The sequence below is a fragment of the Phytobacter cepae genome (assembly GCF_054165735.1).
Genome location: NZ_CM135107.1, coordinates 900,534 through 917,813 on the forward strand (window position 1 = coordinate 900,534; position 17,280 = coordinate 917,813).

Annotated in this window: 17 protein-coding genes; 13 read left to right on the forward strand and 4 right to left on the reverse strand. The window is 54.3% G+C overall.

Annotated elements, in window-relative coordinates; translation table 11 throughout:
• Positions 1-5 precede the first annotated feature (5 nt).
• The 7 genes from pepP to ACUY4Q_RS04340 all read left to right on the forward strand — a co-directional run bounded on the left by pepP (position 6) and on the right by ACUY4Q_RS04340 (position 9,471).
• Positions 6-1,322: a Xaa-Pro aminopeptidase gene (gene pepP, locus ACUY4Q_RS04310; RefSeq protein ID WP_458045855.1), complete on the forward strand. Its 1,317-nt coding sequence runs from the start codon at positions 6-8 to the stop codon at positions 1,320-1,322.
• Positions 1,319-2,497, forward strand: a complete 1,179-nt coding sequence (gene ubiH / locus ACUY4Q_RS04315) for a 2-octaprenyl-6-methoxyphenyl hydroxylase (RefSeq protein WP_458045856.1) — start codon at positions 1,319-1,321, stop codon at positions 2,495-2,497. Before pepP ends, ubiH begins: the two co-directional genes overlap by 4 nt.
• A gap of 28 nt (positions 2,498-2,525) precedes the next feature.
• The gene (gene ubiI, locus ACUY4Q_RS04320) at positions 2,526-3,728 is read left to right on the forward strand and encodes an FAD-dependent 2-octaprenylphenol hydroxylase (RefSeq protein ID WP_458045857.1); all 1,203 of its coding nucleotides are present in this window, start codon (positions 2,526-2,528) and stop codon (positions 3,726-3,728) included.
• A gap of 421 nt (positions 3,729-4,149) precedes the next feature.
• Positions 4,150-5,244: a glycine cleavage system aminomethyltransferase GcvT gene (gene gcvT / locus ACUY4Q_RS04325; protein ID WP_458045858.1), complete on the forward strand. Its 1,095-nt coding sequence runs from the start codon at positions 4,150-4,152 to the stop codon at positions 5,242-5,244.
• A 25-nt stretch (positions 5,245-5,269) separates the two neighbouring features.
• A complete protein-coding gene (gene gcvH, locus ACUY4Q_RS04330) occupies positions 5,270-5,656 on the forward strand; it encodes a glycine cleavage system protein GcvH (protein ID WP_458045859.1) in 387 nt (128 codons plus the stop codon).
• A 128-nt stretch (positions 5,657-5,784) separates the two neighbouring features.
• Complete coding sequence (gene gcvP, locus ACUY4Q_RS04335) at positions 5,785-8,658, forward strand: aminomethyl-transferring glycine dehydrogenase (protein WP_458045860.1); 2,874 nt, start codon at positions 5,785-5,787, stop codon at positions 8,656-8,658.
• A 69-nt stretch (positions 8,659-8,727) separates the two neighbouring features.
• Positions 8,728-9,471 (forward strand): SDR family oxidoreductase, encoded by a 744-nt coding sequence (locus ACUY4Q_RS04340; protein ID WP_458045861.1) that lies wholly within the window; start codon positions 8,728-8,730, stop codon positions 9,469-9,471.
• A gap of 131 nt (positions 9,472-9,602) precedes the next feature.
• Here ACUY4Q_RS04340 and ACUY4Q_RS04345 read toward each other — a convergent pair whose 3' ends face one another.
• Together ACUY4Q_RS04345 and ACUY4Q_RS04350 are read right to left on the reverse strand one after the other, a co-directional pair.
• A complete protein-coding gene (locus ACUY4Q_RS04345; RefSeq protein ID WP_458045862.1) occupies positions 9,603-11,036 on the reverse strand; it encodes a 6-phospho-beta-glucosidase in 1,434 nt (477 codons plus the stop codon).
• A 119-nt stretch (positions 11,037-11,155) separates the two neighbouring features.
• Positions 11,156-11,884: a MurR/RpiR family transcriptional regulator gene (locus ACUY4Q_RS04350; RefSeq protein ID WP_458047258.1), complete on the reverse strand. Its 729-nt coding sequence runs from the start codon at positions 11,882-11,884 to the stop codon at positions 11,156-11,158.
• Positions 11,885-11,936: 52 nt separating this feature from the next.
• On the opposite strand from ACUY4Q_RS04350, the gene yqfB reads away from it, so the two are divergent.
• Together yqfB and trhA are read left to right on the forward strand one after the other, a co-directional pair.
• A complete protein-coding gene (gene yqfB / locus ACUY4Q_RS04355; RefSeq protein WP_458045863.1) occupies positions 11,937-12,248 on the forward strand; it encodes a N(4)-acetylcytidine aminohydrolase in 312 nt (103 codons plus the stop codon).
• Between the two features lie 161 nt (positions 12,249-12,409).
• On the forward strand, positions 12,410-13,069 hold the full coding sequence (gene trhA, locus ACUY4Q_RS04360; RefSeq protein ID WP_458045864.1) for a PAQR family membrane homeostasis protein TrhA: 660 nt from the start codon (positions 12,410-12,412) through the stop codon (positions 13,067-13,069).
• A 42-nt stretch (positions 13,070-13,111) separates the two neighbouring features.
• Here the strand turns inward: trhA and ygfZ are convergent, their stop codons facing one another.
• Complete coding sequence (gene ygfZ / locus ACUY4Q_RS04365) at positions 13,112-14,095, reverse strand: tRNA-modifying protein YgfZ (protein WP_458045865.1); 984 nt, start codon at positions 14,093-14,095, stop codon at positions 13,112-13,114.
• Positions 14,096-14,344: 249 nt separating this feature from the next.
• Between ygfZ and sdhE the strand changes: the two genes are divergently transcribed.
• Together sdhE and ACUY4Q_RS04375 are read left to right on the forward strand one after the other, a co-directional pair.
• Positions 14,345-14,611 carry an FAD assembly factor SdhE gene (gene sdhE / locus ACUY4Q_RS04370; protein ID WP_458045866.1) on the forward strand — a complete coding sequence of 89 codons (267 nt, stop codon included), beginning with the start codon at positions 14,345-14,347 and terminating at the stop codon, positions 14,609-14,611.
• On the forward strand, positions 14,592-15,008 hold the full coding sequence (locus tag ACUY4Q_RS04375; protein ID WP_458045867.1) for a protein YgfX: 417 nt from the start codon (positions 14,592-14,594) through the stop codon (positions 15,006-15,008). The genes sdhE and ACUY4Q_RS04375 overlap by 20 nt, the downstream gene beginning before the upstream one ends.
• A 12-nt stretch (positions 15,009-15,020) precedes the next feature.
• Here the strand turns inward: ACUY4Q_RS04375 and fldB are convergent, their stop codons facing one another.
• Positions 15,021-15,542, reverse strand: a complete 522-nt coding sequence (fldB, locus tag ACUY4Q_RS04380; protein WP_458045868.1) for a flavodoxin FldB — start codon at positions 15,540-15,542, stop codon at positions 15,021-15,023.
• Positions 15,543-15,643: 101 nt separating this feature from the next.
• On the opposite strand from fldB, the gene xerD reads away from it, so the two are divergent.
• Together xerD and dsbC are read left to right on the forward strand one after the other, a co-directional pair.
• The gene (gene xerD, locus ACUY4Q_RS04385; RefSeq protein ID WP_458045869.1) at positions 15,644-16,540 is read left to right on the forward strand and encodes a site-specific tyrosine recombinase XerD; all 897 of its coding nucleotides are present in this window, start codon (positions 15,644-15,646) and stop codon (positions 16,538-16,540) included.
• A 23-nt stretch (positions 16,541-16,563) separates the two neighbouring features.
• On the forward strand, positions 16,564-17,277 hold the full coding sequence (gene dsbC / locus ACUY4Q_RS04390) for a bifunctional protein-disulfide isomerase/oxidoreductase DsbC (RefSeq protein WP_458045870.1): 714 nt from the start codon (positions 16,564-16,566) through the stop codon (positions 17,275-17,277).
• The last annotated feature ends 3 nt before the right edge of the window (positions 17,278-17,280 follow it).

Consider the following 17,280-nt stretch of genomic DNA (forward strand, 5'->3'; position numbering starts at 1 on the left):
GTGTCATGACACAGTCTGAGTTTCTCCGTCGCCGCCAGGCGCTACTCGCGCATATGGCACCGGCCAGTGCGGCGCTGATCTTTGCAGCACCGGAAGCCACCCGCAGTGCCGATAGTGAATATCCCTATCGTCAAAACAGCGATTTCTGGTACTTCACGGGTTTTAACGAACCGGAAGCGGTACTGGTGCTGATTAAAAGTGATGACACCCACAACCACAGCGTGGTGTTCAACCGTATCCGCGATAAAACCGCAGAGATCTGGTTTGGACGCCGCCTGGGCCAGGAGGCCGCGCCAGAAAAGCTGGCAGTAGACAGAGCGCTGCCCTTTCCTGAAATCGGCAAACACCTGCCTGCACTGCTCAATGGGCTTGATACGGTCTACCATGCGCAGGGTGAATACGCGTATGCCGATGACATCGTTTTTGCCGCGCTGGATAAACTGCGCAAAGGGGCACGGCAAAACCTCACCGCGCCTGGTACCCTGACCGACTGGCGCCCCGTCGTGCACAACCTGCGCCTGTTTAAATCACCCGAAGAAATTAACGTCATGCGCCGTGCCGGTGAGATTTCCGCGCTGGCGCATACCCGTGCGATGCAAACCTGCAAACCTGGCATGTTCGAGTACCAACTGGAGGGGGAAATTCAGCACGAATTTAACCGTCACGGCGCGCGTTTCCCCTCCTATAACACCATTGTCGGCTCCGGTGAAAATGGCTGCATTCTGCACTACACCGAAAACGAGAGCGTAATGCGTGATGGCGACCTGGTGCTGATTGACGCCGGTTGCGAATACCAGGGCTATGCCGGTGACATCACCCGTACCTTCCCGGTGAACGGCAAATTCACCCCGGCGCAGCGCGAGGTTTACGATATTGTTCTGGCTTCGCTTGAGACGGCATTAAGCCTGTTCCGCCCGGGAACCTCGATTCAGGAGGTCACCGGCGAAGTGGTTCGCATCATGATTACCGGGCTGGTTAAGCTGGGGATTCTGCATGGCGACGTAGAAACACTGATCGTGGAAAACGCCCACCGACCTTACTTTATGCATGGCCTGAGCCACTGGCTGGGGCTGGATGTACATGATGTTGGCGTTTACGGTCAGGATCGCTCGCGCGTACTTGAACCGGGGATGGTTATCACGGTTGAGCCTGGCCTTTATATTTCGCCAGATGCGGATGTGCCGGAGGCGTACAAGGGCATCGGCATTCGTATTGAGGATGACATCGTCATCACTGAAGACGGCAATGAAAACCTGACGGCCAGCGTTGTTAAAAATGCCAATGATATTGAAGCCTTGATGGCGGTGGCACGTTCCTCATGAGTGTGATCATCGTAGGGGGCGGGATGACGGGCGCGACGCTCGCGCTGGCGCTCTCGCAGTTAACGCAGGGGCGGCTACCGGTTCACCTGGTTGAAGCGACAATGCCTGACTCGGTGGCTCACCCGGGTTTTGATGCTCGTGCCATTGCGCTGGCGGCGGGTACCTGCCAGCAGTTAGCGCGTGTCGGCATCTGGTCGCATCTTGCAAAAAAGGCGACGCCGATTACCACCGTGCATGTCAGCGATCGTGGGCATGCGGGTTTCGTGACCTTAAGCGCCCAGGATTACCGCATTGCCGCGCTCGGCCAGGTCGTCGAACTGCACGATGTAGGGCATGCACTGTTTTCTCTCCTGCAAAAAGCGCCGGGCGTGACGTTGCATTGCCCGGCACGGGTCAGCAGCTTTACGCGCGATGAACAGCAGGTCAGCGTGACGCTGGACAGCGGCGAGATTATCCACGGTAGTTTACTGGTTGCGGCAGATGGCTCACGTTCGGCCCTGGGGGCGCAGTGTGGTATTCGTTGGCAGCAGGTGCCGTATCAGCAGGTTGCCGTGATTGCCAACGTGACTACCGCAGTGGCTCATCAGGGCCGCGCATTTGAACGCTTTACCTCCTCCGGGCCGCTGGCGATGCTGCCTATGTCTCAGGGGCGCTGTTCACTGGTCTGGTGTCATCCGCTGGAGAAACAGCAGCAGGTGCTAAACTGGAGCGATGAGAAATTCTGCCATGAGTTGCAAAAAGCTTTTGGCTGGCGACTGGGCAAAATCGTTCATGCCGGTGCACGCAGCGCATATCCGCTGGCGTTAACCACCGCATCATCCCCTGTTTCGCACCGTACCGTGCTGGTGGGCAATGCGGCGCAGACGCTGCATCCTATCGCCGGGCAGGGGTTTAACCTCGGCATGCGAGACGTCATGAGTCTGGCGGAGATCGTCGCAGACGCCTGGGCTGCACAACGCGACGTGGGGGATTATTCGGTTCTGACCGGTTATCGCGATCGTCGCCATGCAGATAAGCAGGCCACTATCGGGGTCACGGACGGCTTAGTACATTTGTTTGCCAATCGCTGGGCGCCGCTGGTCGTGGGGCGTAATGCGGGGCTGATGGCAATGGAATTATTTACCCCAGCGCGCGATGCGCTGGCGCAGCGTACCCTGGGTTGGGTGGCGCGTTAACGTCTGAATCAGGCTTCTGGAGTGATGTGTGCAAAGTGTTGATGTGGCAATTGTTGGCGGCGGCATGGTCGGTCTGGCACTGGCGTGTGGATTGCAGGGAAGTGGGCTGCGTGTAGCCGTGCTGGAACAGCATGCGCCCATGCCGGTGCGTGATGACGCTGCACCACAGCTACGTGTTTCCGCCATTAACGCAGCCAGCGAAAAATTGCTTACCCGCCTGGGCGTCTGGTCCTCCATCACCGCACGCCGTGTGAGTTGTTACCACGGTATGGAAGTGTGGGACAAAGACAGTTTTGGTCGCATCGCGTTTGATGATGCGAGCCTGGGCTACAGCCATCTGGGGCATATTGTTGAAAACGGCGTGATTCAGCAGGCGCTGTGGGAAAAGGTCCAGCAGTGTTCCGACGTCACGCTGAACGTACCGGCTACGTTGCAGCAGGTGGCGTGGGGGGAGAACGAAGCCTTCATCACGTTGCAGGACGGGGGCATGCTCACTGCGCGTCTGGTCGTTGGCGCGGATGGCGCAAACTCGTGGTTACGTAACAAAGCTGATATTCCGCTTACCTACTGGGATTACGGCCATCATGCGCTGGTTGCCACTATTCACACGGTGGAACCCCACCAGGGCGTGGCGCGTCAGGTTTTCCATGACGAAAGCATTCTGGCGTTTTTACCGCTGTCCGATCCTCATCTCTGTTCAATTGTCTGGTCTCTTCCACCAGAGCAGGCTGAGCGGATGCAGCAGATGAGTGAAGATGAGTTCAATCAGGCCCTTTGTGTGGCCTTTGATAACCGTCTGGGCTTATGTCGCGTTGAAAGCGAACGGCAGCTTTACCCGCTGACCGGGCGTTATGCCCGGCAGTTTGCAGGCCACCGACTGGCGCTGGTGGGGGATGCGGCACACACCATTCATCCGCTCGCCGGTCAGGGCGTTAACCTCGGCTTTATGGATGCGGCGGAGTTGATCGCTGAGCTGAGACGTTTGCACAGCCAGGGGAAAGACATCGGCCAGCATATGTATCTGCGTCGTTATGAGCGCAGCCGTAAGCACAGCGCGGCAGTGATGCTGGCGGGGATGCAGGGTTTTCGCGAACTCTTCACCGGCACGCATCCGGCGAAAAAGCTCCTGCGCGATATTGGCCTCAAACTGGCCGACACGCTTCCTGGCGTTAAACCTCAATTATTACGTCAGGCTATGGGCTTACATTCTCTCCCGGAGTGGTTACGTTAACCCCGTCACATTTCCCTTCCCCTTAACGGGGAAGGCTCGCCTTCGCTCATTTGAGAAATTCTAATTTCACCGCATTTTTCGGATTAGATTTTCTCATCCCTCAGATTTTGTTCATCGGGAAAAATATCTCTTTTGCAGAAGCAATAACTGCCTATTGGGGCGGAATCTCGAATTAGCTAGCGTTAAATATCCTGGATCTGCTGTTTTGTTAGATTAATCCTCTGGGAGGGTTTTTATCAAAAAAGGTCATAAGCTAATGTGATGACCCATTTTCTCTTATGGTTAAGCGTCGTTTTCAGTGGTAAGTTCAGGCAAAAGTGAACGTTTGCGTCGGCAGCCGGGATCGGTGTTGACGCGCTGTCATCCGCTGGGTTTTTTCACTCAAAAAACGTGATAGCCCTGCTTATTCGACGAGGAAAAGATGGCTCAGCAGACTCCTTTGTATGAACAACACATTCTGTGCGGCGCCCGCATGGTGGATTTCCATGGCTGGATGATGCCACTGCATTATGGCTCGCAGATCGATGAGCATCACGCAGTGCGAAACGATGCCGGTATGTTCGATGTCTCGCATATGACGATTGTCGACTTACATGGCAGCCGTACCCGCGAATTTTTACGTTATCTGTTAGCAAACGATGTCGCAAAACTCACCAAACCCGGCAAAGCGCTTTACAGCGGCATGCTCAATGCATCAGGTGGGGTGATTGATGATCTTATCGTTTATTACTTTACCGAAGACTTCTTCCGCCTCGTTGTAAACTCCGCCACCCGCGAAAAAGACCTCTCCTGGATTACCCAACACGCAGAACCTTTTGCCATCGACATCACCGTTCGCGACGACCTGTCGTTGATTGCCGTTCAGGGGCCGAATGCGCAGGCGAAGGCTGCCACGCTGTTCACCGACGAACAGCGTCAGGCGGTCGAAGGGATGAAGCCCTTCTTCGGCGTTGAAGCCGGCGACCGGTTTATTGCGACGACCGGGTATACCGGTGAAGCCGGTTATGAAATTGCGCTACCGAGTGAACAGGCTGCCGATTTCTGGCAGGCGCTGGTTGCTGCTGGCGTTAAGCCCTGTGGTCTCGGCGCGCGCGATACTTTACGCCTTGAAGCAGGCATGAACTTGTACGGTCAGGAGATGGACGAGGGTGTTTCGCCGCTCGCCGCCAATATGGGCTGGACCATTGCCTGGGAACCGGCCGATCGTGACTTTATCGGGCGTGAAGCGCTTGAAGCCCAGCGTGAAAAGGGCACCGAACAACTGGTCGGGCTGGTGATGACCGAAAAAGGCGTGCTGCGCAATGAACTCCCGGTGCGTTTTACCGATGCGCACGGCAACCCGCAGGAAGGTGTGATCACCAGCGGTACATTCTCACCAACGCTTGGCTACAGTATTGCACTGGCACGCGTGCCGGCAGGCATCGGTGATACGGCAATCGTCCAGATCCGTAACCGTGAAATGCCGGTAAAAGTGACGAAACCTGTTTTTGTACGCGCTGGCAAAGCCGTCGCGTGATTCATTCTTATTTGGAGATTTTGTGATGAGCAACGTACCTGCAGAACTGAAATACAGTAAAGAACACGAGTGGCTGCGTAAAGAAGCGGACGGCTCTTACACCGTGGGCATCACCGAGCACGCGCAGGAACTGCTGGGCGATATGGTTTTTATTGATTTGCCGGAAGTGGGCGCCACGGTCACCGCAGGCGATGACTGCGCGGTTGCCGAATCGGTAAAAGCAGCTTCCGATATTTATGCACCGATCGGTGGCGAGATTGTTGCCGTGAACGAAGCTCTGGCTGATGCTCCAGAACGTGTTAACAGCGAACCATACGGTGAAGGCTGGATTTTCAAAATCAAAGCCAGCGACGAAGCGGAAGTTGATGCGCTGTTGAGTGCAACAGAATATGCAGCACTGTTAGAAGATTAATCATCGTTATTCCCCCTCTCCCTTTGGGAGAGGGCAGGGGTGAGGGTGCCAATCTTCCCCTCACCCTAACCCTCTCCCAAAGGGAGAGGGAACGTAAATTCACTTGCACGTTTCAGGAACCCTCGCTCATGACTCAGACGTTAAGTCAGCTTGAAAATCGCGGCGCATTTATTGAAAGACACATTGGTCCGGACGCACAGCAGCAACATGACATGCTGGCCGTCGTGGGGGCCGAGTCGCTCAATGCGCTGACTTCGCAAATCGTTCCGCAAGATATTCAGCTGGCGACACCGCCGGATATTGGCGAGGCGACCACCGAATTTGCGGCACTTGCGGAGCTGAAAGCCATTGCCAGCCGCAACAAGCGCTTTAAGTCTTACATTGGCATGGGTTATACCGCCGTGCAGTTGCCACCTGTGATCCTGCGCAACATGCTGGAAAATCCAGGCTGGTATACCGCTTACACCCCTTATCAGCCGGAAGTTTCCCAGGGTCGATTGGAGGCGCTGCTGAACTTCCAGCAGGTGACGCTTGATTTGACCGGCCTGGATATCGCCTCAGCTTCCCTCCTGGATGAAGCCACCGCTGCCGCTGAAGCGATGGCGATGGCAAAACGCGTCAGCAAGCTTAAGAATGCCAACCGCTTCTTCGTTGCTGCGGATGTTCACCCACAAACCCTGGATGTAGTTCGCACCCGCGCTGAAACCTTCGGCTTTGATGTGATTGTTGATGATGCGAGCAAAGTGCTGGATCATCAGGATGTCTTTGGGGTGCTGCTGCAACAGGTCGGTACCACGGGTGAGGTGCATGACTACAGCGCGCTTATCGCAGAGCTGAAATCCCGCAAAGTTATCGTCAGCGTGGCTGCCGACTTTATGGCACTGGTTCTGTTAACGGCGCCGGGTAAACAGGGCGCGGATATCGTCTTCGGCTCGGCCCAGCGCTTTGGCGTGCCGATGGGCTACGGTGGCCCACATGCGGCCTTCTTCGCTGCGAAAGATGAATTCAAGCGCTCAATGCCGGGCCGCATCATTGGTGTTTCCAAAGATGCCGCTGGCAATACGGCGCTGCGTATGGCAATGCAGACCCGCGAGCAGCATATTCGCCGTGAAAAAGCGAACTCCAACATCTGTACCTCGCAGGTGCTGCTGGCCAATATCGCCAGCCTCTATGCGGTCTATCATGGCCCGGTTGGCCTGAAGCGAATCGCAGGTCGTATTCACCGCCTTGCCGATATTCTGGCAACCGGTCTGCAGCAAAAAGGGCTGAAACTGCGTCACCTTCACTACTTCGACACCCTGTGTGTGGAAGTGGCAGACAAAGCGGCCGTACTGGCACGTGCTGAAGCGGCTGAAATCAACCTGCGTAGCGACATTCTCAACGCGGTGGGGATTACGCTTGATGAAACCACCACGCGTGACGATATTCAGGCGCTGTTTGCGGTGGTACTGGGTGATGCAAGCGGACTGGACATTGATGTGCTGGACAAAGACGTGGCCCATGACAGCCGCTCGGTGCCTGCCGCCATGCTGCGTGACGATGCCATTCTGAGCCACCCGGTGTTCAATCGCTATCACAGCGAAACCGAGATGATGCGTTATATGCACGCTCTGGAGCGCAAAGATTTGGCGCTCAACCAGGCGATGATTCCGCTGGGTTCCTGCACCATGAAGCTGAACGCCGCAGCAGAAATGATCCCCATCACCTGGCCGGAATTTGCGGAATTACATCCGTTCTGCCCGGCAGAGCAGGCGGAAGGTTATCATCAGATGATCAACCAACTCTCCGACTGGTTGGTAAAACTGACCGGCTACGATGCGCTCTGCATGCAGCCGAACTCCGGTGCGCAGGGGGAATACGCTGGCCTGCTGGCGATTCGCCACTATCACGAAAGCCGTAACGAAGGCCACCGTGATATCTGCTTGATCCCAAGCTCTGCCCACGGCACAAACCCGGCATCCGCCCAGATGGCAGGTATGCAAGTGGTCGTGGTGGCTTGCGATAAAAACGGCAACATCGATTTGGCGGACCTGCGTGCGAAAGCGGAGCAGACCGGGGCCCATCTCTCCTGCATTATGGTGACCTATCCGTCCACCCACGGTGTTTATGAAGAGACGATCCGTGAAGTCTGCGACATCGTGCATCAGTTTGGCGGGCAGGTTTACCTCGACGGGGCGAATATGAACGCGCAGGTGGGGATCACATCGCCGGGCTTTATCGGTGCCGATGTTTCTCACCTCAACTTGCACAAAACCTTCTGCATTCCACACGGCGGTGGCGGTCCTGGCATGGGGCCAATCGGTGTGAAAGCGCATCTGGCACCGTTTGTACCGGGCCACAGCGTGGTGCAAATCGAGGGCATGCTGACCCGCCAGGGCGCGGTATCTGCGGCTCCGTTCGGCAGTGCATCGATTCTGCCGATCAGCTGGATGTATATCCGTATGATGGGGGCCGAAGGCCTCAAGCAGGCCAGTCAGGTGGCGATCCTCAATGCAAACTACATCGCGACGCGCTTGAAAGAGGCCTATCCGGTGCTTTACACCGGACGTGATGGCCACGTGGCTCATGAATGTATTCTCGATATTCGTCCGCTCAAAGACGAGACCGGCATCAGCGAACTGGATATCGCAAAACGCCTGATTGACTACGGATTCCATGCGCCGACCATGTCCTTCCCGGTTGCAGGCACCCTGATGGTTGAACCGACGGAATCGGAAAGCAAGGCTGAGCTGGATCGCTTTATCGATGCGATGCTGGCCATCCACGCGGAGATAAGTCGTGTGAAAGCGGGCGAATGGCCGCTTACTGATAACCCGCTGGTGAACGCGCCGCATACTCAGAATGAGCTGGTAGCCGAGTGGCAGCACCATTACACCCGTGAGCAGGCGGTCTTCCCGGCAGGCATGGCGAACAAATACTGGCCTACGGTGAAACGCCTGGATGATGTCTACGGCGATCGTAATCTGTTCTGCTCCTGTGTGCCGATGAGCGACTACGAGTAATTAATTCGCACTATAATTCTGGCCGGGTCAGCGTTTGCTGCACCCGGCTTTTTTATTGGGAGAACAAAAGTGGCAATTGCATTGGTGACCGGCGGCAGTCGGGGAATAGGCAAGGCGACAGCGCTGCTGCTGGGCGCAGAAGGGTACAGGGTCGCGGTTAATTATCAGCACAATGCGCAGGCCGCGCAGTCAGTGGTTGAAACCATTATCGCCGCAGGCGGAAAAGCGTTCGCGGTTCAGGCGGATATTGGCGATGAAGTGCAGGTTGTGGCGATGTTCACACGCATAGATGAAGAAGGCGAGCCGCTGACGGCGCTGGTGAATAACGCCGGCATTCTGTTTACCCAGAGCCGCGTTGAAGCCATGACGGCAGAACGCATCAACCAGGTGCTGCGCACCAACGTAACGGGCACCTTTCTCTGCTGCCGGGAGGCCATCAAACGCATGGCGCTGCCCCATGGCGGGCAGGGCGGAGCGATTGTGAACGTCTCATCAGCCGGTGCACGATTAGGATCGGCAGGGGAATATGTCGACTATGCCGCGTCAAAAGGGGCGATGGATACGCTTACCACCGGATTGTCGCTTGAAGTGGCAGCACAGGGGATTCGCGTGAACAGCGTGCGTCCGGGGTTTATCTATACCGAAATGCATGCCTCTGGGGGTGAACCAGGCAGAGTGGATCGGGTAAAGGCCTCGCTACCGATGCAGCGGGGTGGTCAGCCGGAAGAGGTAGCGCAGGCGATTGTCTGGCTGTTGAGCGAGAAAGCGTCCTATGTGACGGGAAGCTTTATTGAGCTGGCGGGCGGAAAGTAAGCAATTCCCCCTCACCCCAGCCCTCTCCCCAAAGGGGGCGAGGGGGTAAATCCGATTGAGTCATTATGACAGACCGCACCGGAAAGTCCCTTCTCCCCTATGGGGAGAAGGTTAGGATGAGGGGAACCCGGTTAGATATTCTCGCCGTTGCTGGCGATCACATCTTTATACCAGTCAAAGCTCTTCTTACGGGAACGGGACATGTCGCCGGTACCGTCATCATGCTTGTTCACATAGATAAAGCCGTAACGCTTGCTGTACTGACCGGTGGTAAAGGAGACGCAGTCGATGCAGCCCCACGGGGTGTAACCCATCAGGTCAACGCCGTCATAAGTAACGGCTTCCACCATCTCTTTGACGTGGGCACGCAGGTAATCAATGCGGTAGTCGTCGTTGATGCTGCCATCTTCTTCTACTTTATCGTAAGCGCCAAAACCGTTTTCAACGATAAACAGCGGCTTCTGATAACGCTCATACAGTTCGCAAAGCGCATAACGCAGACCCACCGGGTCAATCTGCCAGCCCCAGTCGGAGGCTTTGACGTGTGGGTTCGGCACGCTGCCCTGGAAGCCAGAGATTGCGTCGCCCGTACCGCCATCCGCTTTCACCGCGTTGGTCATATAGTAACTGAAGCCCAGGTAGTCGCAGGTGCCTTCACGCAGCGCCTGCTCGTCGCCTGCTTCCATTTTGATATTGAAGCCACGACGTTCCCACTCGTTCAGCACGTAGGACGGGTAGTAACCGCGTAACTGCACATCGGTAAAGACATAACGCTCACGCATGGATTCCTGAGCAAACATCACATCTTCGGGTTTGCAGGAGAACGGATACAGCGGCACCATCGCCAGCATGCAGCCAATCTGCATTTCCGGGTTGATGCGGTGACCGATTTTCACGGCGATAGCGCTGGCCACGAACTGGTGGTGCAGTACCTGATACATGGTCTCTTCCGGGTTTTCATGGTCGGTGTAGACCACGCCGGAGCAGCAGTAACCAAACAGCGGTGCGCGCCAGTTACGCTGGTTGTTGATCTCGTTAAAGGTCATCCAGTATTTGACCTTGGTTTTATAACGCTCAAAGACGACTTCAGCGAAACGAACAAAGAAATCAACGACTTTACGGTTAGTCCAGCCGCCGTATTCCTGGACCAGATGCAGGGGCATTTCGAAGTGAGACAGGGTGATAACGGGTTCGATGTTATATTTGAGCAGTTCGTCAAACATATCATCGTAGAATTTCAGACCTTCTTCGTTGGGTTGCAGCTCGTCCCCTTTCGGGAAGATGCGGGTCCAGGCGATTGAGGTACGGAAGCACTTGAAGCCCATCTCGGCGAAGAGTTTGATGTCTTCTTTGTAGTGGCTGAAGAACTCGACGGCTTCGTGGTTAGGGTAGTATTTCCCCTCAATGACCTCTTGGGTGATTTCGCGTGGCACGCCGTGCGCGCCGCCGGTCAGTACATCACAAATACTCGGGCCTTTGCCGCCTTTATCCCAGCCGCCTTCAACCTGATGCGCAGCTACCGCGCCGCCCCATAAAAAGTCTTTTGGTAAGGTCAATTTTTTCATCGTCGCTCGTCCCGATATATTAATTTCTGCGGTCGAGTCTAACAAAGGGAATAAAAATGTCACGATATAACAAATCACCCTGGCGGTAACTTGTTACATCAAAAAAACAGCCTGTTTTTTTATGCTATTTTTCTCGCCAGTTTTCGGCCCAATGATTCGAGAATATAAATAACCGGAATTTGGGTCGTGATATCATAAACGCCGGCGATGCGCGTTTGTGGAACATGCCAGGAAAGATTGAAGTCGGCGAGCTTCGCAAGACGAGAGTGTTCGTGGCTGGTTATAGATAGCACTTTGCAGTGGTGCAGGCTGAACTGGCTGGCGAACCGCAGGATCTCTTCGGTCTCACCGGAGACAGAAAGCACAATCGCCAGCGCGTTTCTGGCCATATCGTTAGTGACCGGAAAATAAGGATCATCGATATGGTTACTGAATTTACCAATATTGGAAAAGAATCGTGCGCCATATTTTGCTAACGCACCAGATGTTCCCGCGCCCACAAATATAATTCGTTCTGATGACAATATAATATCGACGGCTTTGTCTAACAGAATATCGAATTCATCGTTGTTAACGCTTTTAAAAAAGCTAATAATTTCACTGGCACCAAAATTAGCCTGTTGGGGCTCATTCTGTTCTAAATATAATTTGAAGCGCACGCGAAATTCAGAATAACCTTCGCATTGCAGCTTGCGGCAGAATCGCAGCACCGTGGTGGTGGAAACTCCTGCTCCGTCGGCCAGTTCGCGGATGGTCATGTACATCACTTTGTCACGGTTTTTGACGACATAGTTGTAGACCATCATCTCAAGATTGTTGAGACTGGCAATGGCGGCGTGGGAGAACATACTCACGATGGGAATGACTCACTTATCAAATTTATCATCAGGGAATAATAACATGCAGCCGAACGACATCACTTTTTTTAAACGCTTTCAGAGCGACATTCTGGCCGGGCGTAAAACCATCACGATCCGTGATAAAGCTGAATCCCATTTCAACGCGGGCGATATTCTGCGCGTCGGGCGCTACGAGGATGATGAGTACTTCTGCACGATCCAGGTGACAGGCACTTCCACCGTGACGCTGGATACCCTTACCGACAGCCATGCACGGCAGGAGAACATGACGCTGGCTGAGCTCAAGCAGGTCATCACTGGTATCTATCCCGGACAGCATCAGTTTTATGTGATTGATTTTAAATGTCTTTAATAAAAAAGTACGGATGTGAGTTCAATTTAATTAGTTAACGTTTTGATTTTTATACTTAAATAATTTCATCTAATTATTTTTAGCGAACAGGTGTGCACTGAAACCATTCTCAGTTACTCTATACCCGCGACGTTTCAATTTGAGTTTTCCCGGAGTTAATTATGGTGGATAAACCACTTATCGCGCAGGGATATACGCTGGCTGAGGAGATAGCCAACAGCATCAGCCATGGCATTGGGCTGGTGTTTGGTATTGTGGGGTTGGTGCTGCTGCTGGTTCAGGCGGTGGACAGTAACGCCAGTACGATGGCGATCGCCAGTTACAGCCTCTATGGGGGCAGCATGATCTTGCTGTTTCTGGCTTCAACGCTCTATCACGCTGTTCCTCATCAGCGCGCAAAAGTGTGGCTAAAAAAATTTGACCACTGCGCCATCTATTTACTGATTGCCGGTACCTATACTCCGTTCCTGCTCGTCGGCCTGGACTCACCGCTGGCGCGTGGATTAATGATTGTTATCTGGAGCCTGGCGCTGCTCGGGATCCTGTTCAAACTGACCATCGCGCATCGCTTTAAGGTGCTGTCGCTGGTGACCTATCTGACCATGGGTTGGTTGTCACTGATTGTGATTTATCAGCTTGCGACGCGACTGCCCCCTGGCGGAGTCATGTTGCTGGCATTAGGTGGCGTGGTCTATTCGCTGGGCGTGATTTTTTACGTCTGCAAACGCATTCCCTATAACCATGCTATCTGGCACGGCTTTGTGCTGGGCGGTAGCGTTTGTCATTTCCTGGCGATTTATCTGTACGTGGGGCAGCTTTAAGAAAGATTGCCGGGTAGGGGAAGTCTCCACCCGGCACTGAATTTACTGCTCTTCCAGTGAGTAGGGCAGCGGCTCGATAGCCAGCGTATTCGCGTCGTCGCGCACGCGGAACACGCTGTCCGGTTCCATGTCGTTATTCATCACCACCTGCACCATAATACGGCCGTCATCCAGTTGAGCGGCGGCCAGTACCGTGCCGGTACGACGCCAGTTTTCGCCCATTTTCATTTCCAGGTCTTCACCCGCTTCCGGTACCCGGCTGGCATTTCCCGCCAGGTACCAGAGCGCACGCTTATTGGCACCGCGGAATTTTGCCCTGGCGACCATCTCCTGACCGGTATAGCAGCCTTTTTTGAAACTAATGCCGCCCAGCGCCTGAATATTTGTGGCCTGAGGAATAAACTGCGCGCTAGTGGCTGCATCAATCACCGGCAGGCCGGCTTCAATGTTTAATGCCAGCCACTGCTGACTGTTGTTTAACTGCGCCTCGCCACGCAATGCTTCAGTCACGCGCTCTGCTGTCGCTGCATCAGTGACCAGCAGGAAACGCTCTGCCGGATGAGCAAACCACAGCACGGCTGTTTCACCTTCGCGCACAACCTGTTTTTCAGCGTCAGGCAGCTCAGCAAAAAGATTTGCCAGCGCGGCACGTGCCTGGAAACCGGCAACGCCGAGCAGCACTTTTTCCTCGTCAGTGGCGATAACCACCTTTGAGAAAACGGCATATTTCTTCAACTGAGTCAGCTGGTCGGCTGCGACGCTGCGACGCAAAATCCAGTTAAACCCCTCTTCTTTACGGAACAGACGCAAATTGCTCCACATCTTGCCTTTCGCATCGCAGTGCGCAACCAACAGGTGCTGTTCGTCAGTTAATTTCGCCACATCGGCAGTGACTTGCCCTTGCAGATATTTCTCGCTGTCCGCACCCGTAATGGAGCCTAAAGACCAGTCTTCAAGGGTCATGAGTGTCAGCGGCAAACGCGCAGAGGCGGTCGGCTGACGCGGAGGAAACGGAGTAAAAGACATAAGTAGTATCCTGATTAGCCTGACGCGGTGTCATGACGTAATGGTAAAAGAGCCATCCATCAATGCAAGCGATAAAAACAGGCGATTTGTGCGCTAATAAAGGTTTGCGAGATGCAACGTAAAAAGAGGCAATGGTTTACAACTCTTAGACTTATTCTGGAACTCTCCTCGTAAATCCAAATATTCCGCTAATGGATGATTGAAAACACGTTACAATGGGTTCCCATCGCGGCTATGCAGGAATCTGAAATGGATATTAACAATAAAGCCCGTATTCACTGGGCGTGCCGGCGCGGAATGCGCGAACTCGATATTTCCATCATGCCTTTTTTTGAACATGAATATGATTCGCTAAGCGACGACGATAAGCGCGTTTTTGTGCGTCTTCTCGAAAGTGATGATCCAGATTTATTTAATTGGCTTATGAATCACGGCAAACCGCAGGATGGCGAGTTGCAACGGATGGTACAGTTAATTCAAACACGGAATCGGGAACGTGGTCCTGTGGCAATCTGATTTACGCGTCTCGTGGCGCTCACAATGGCTTTCTTTACTCCTCCATGGTTTGATGGCGGCCTTTGTATTGCTCGTACCCTGGCCACTGAGCTACACGCCGCTTTGGCTGTTACTGCTTTCGCTGGTGGTGTTCGACAGCGTGCGCAGCCAGCGCCGTATTAATGCGTGCCAGGGTGAAATCAAACTGTTAATGGATTCCCGTCTGCGCTGGCAGGGTGTGGAGTGGGAGATTGTTGGTACGCCCTGGATGCTCAGCATCGGCATGATGTTGCGTTTACGGCGAAGTGAAGAGGGACGTCGTCAGCATTTATGGTTGGCTGCCGACAGTATGGACGCGCAGGAGTGGCGTGATTTGCGCCGAATGATTTCGCAGCAATCGGCGCAGGGGCAGAATTAAGGGAAGAGGGCGTCAGGCAAACTGCTCGGCCATCTCTACCAGGATTTGTTCGCACCAGCTTTGCAGGCGCTCATCGCTGAGATCGTATTGATTGGTTTCATCCAGCGCCAGGCCGCAAAAAAGCTGACCGTCGGCAATCACTGGCTTAGGGCTGGTAAATTCGTAACCCTCGGTTGGCCAGTAGCCGACAAATTTTGCCCCACGCGGGGCCAGCTTGTCATGCAGCATACCCAGCGCGTCGAGGAACCATTCACCGTAGCCAAGTTGGTCACCCATGCCATAAAGGGCAATAATTTTCCCTTCCAGGTTGAGGGTGTCGAGCTTGTCCCAAATGGCTTCCCAGTCTTCCTGTAGCTCGCCAAAATCCCAGGTTGGAATGCCGAGGATCAACGCATCGTACTGCTCCATCAGTTCAGGAGCGTCATCTTTCAGGTTGTGTAACGTCACCAGCTCCGGGCCAATGATGTCGCGGATTTTCTCCGCCGCCATCTCGGTATAGCAGGTGCTGGAGCCATAAAACAGACCGATGTTCATAACGTAAACGTCTCAATTCTGGATGTGTCTTTGCCAGCAGTGTACCAGAATCAGACGGCAATCAGGCATAATGCAGCGTCACCAATAAAGGAGAGGCTGGGATGGAAAGTGATCTCGCACGCATCGAACAGTTTCTTGATGCCCTTTGGCTTGAGCGCAATCTTGCGGAGAATACGCTCAGTGCGTACCGCCGCGATCTGCAGGGGCTGGTCGAGTGGTTGCATCATCGGGAACTGAGCCTGCAAAGTGCACAAGCGGATGATTTACAAGGTTTACTCGCAGAAAGAATGGAAGGGGGCTACAAAGCCACCAGCTCCGCGCGGCTGTTAAGCGCCATGCGTCGTTTCTTTCAGCATTTGTACCGGGAAAAATTTCGCCAGGACGACCCCAGCGCGCTATTAGCCTCGCCGAAACTGCCTCAACGTCTTCCTAAAGATCTCAGTGAAGCACAGGTTGAGCGGCTATTAGCGTCGCCGACCATTGACCAGCCGCTGGAGTTACGCGATAAAGCGATGTTAGAAGTGCTCTATGCTACCGGTCTGCGTGTCTCGGAGCTGGTCGGCCTGACGATGAGCGACATCAGCCTGCGTCAGGGTGTGGTGCGTGTTATCGGTAAGGGTAACAAAGAACGCCTGGTGCCATTGGGCGAAGAGGCGGTGCACTGGGTAGAAACCTGGCTGGAGCACGGTCGCCCCTGGCTGTTAAACGGTGTTTCCATTGATGTGCTGTTTCCCAGCCAGCGCGCGCAGCAGATGACGCGGCAGACTTTCTGGCATCGTATTAAGCACTACGCGCAGCTCGCGGGGATTGATAGCGAGAAGCTATCGCCGCACGTTTTGCGCCATGCGTTTGCTACGCATTTACTCAATCACGGTGCAGACTTACGGGTGGTCCAGATGCTTCTTGGCCACAGCGATCTCTCCACCACGCAGATTTATACGCACGTTGCGACAGAGCGACTGCGACAGCTTCATCAACAGCATCACCCCCGGGCGTGATAGCTGGTTACTAAGGATTCGTTATGAAAAAAGGTTTCATCACATTCACCCTGATGGCGGCAGCACTAACGGGCGTGGCCCATGCTGATGATGCGGCGATTAAACAATCGCTGGCAAAATTGGGCGTGCAAAGCTCAGACATCCAATCCGCACCCGTAGCAGGGCTGAAAACCGTGCTGACTAACGGTGGCGTGCTGTACGTGACCGAAGATGGCAAGCATATTATTCAGGGGCCGATGTATGACGTGAGCGGCGCGCAGCCGGTGAACGTGACCAACAAACTGCTGATGACCCATCTCAATGCGCTTGAAAAAGAGATGATTGTCTATAAAGCGCCGCAGGAAAAACACGTTATCACCGTCTTCACTGACATCACTTGTGGCTACTGCCACAAACTGCATGAAGAGATGGCCGACTATAACGCGCTGGGCATCACCGTGCGCTATCTGGCCTTCCCACGTCAGGGGCTGGAGAGCCAGGCCGAGCAGGACATGAAATCCATCTGGTGTGCGAAGGACCGTAACAAAGCCTTCGATGACGCTATGGGCGGCAAGGGCGTGAAACCGGCCAGCTGTGACGTGGATATCGCCGACCATTACGCATTGGGCGTGCAGTTTGGCGTCAACGGTACGCCGGCGATTGTGCTGAGTAATGGCTATGTCGTACCAGGCTATCAGGGGCCGAAAGAGATGAAAGCTTTCCTCGACGAGCATCAAAAACAGACCAGCGGTAAATAACGC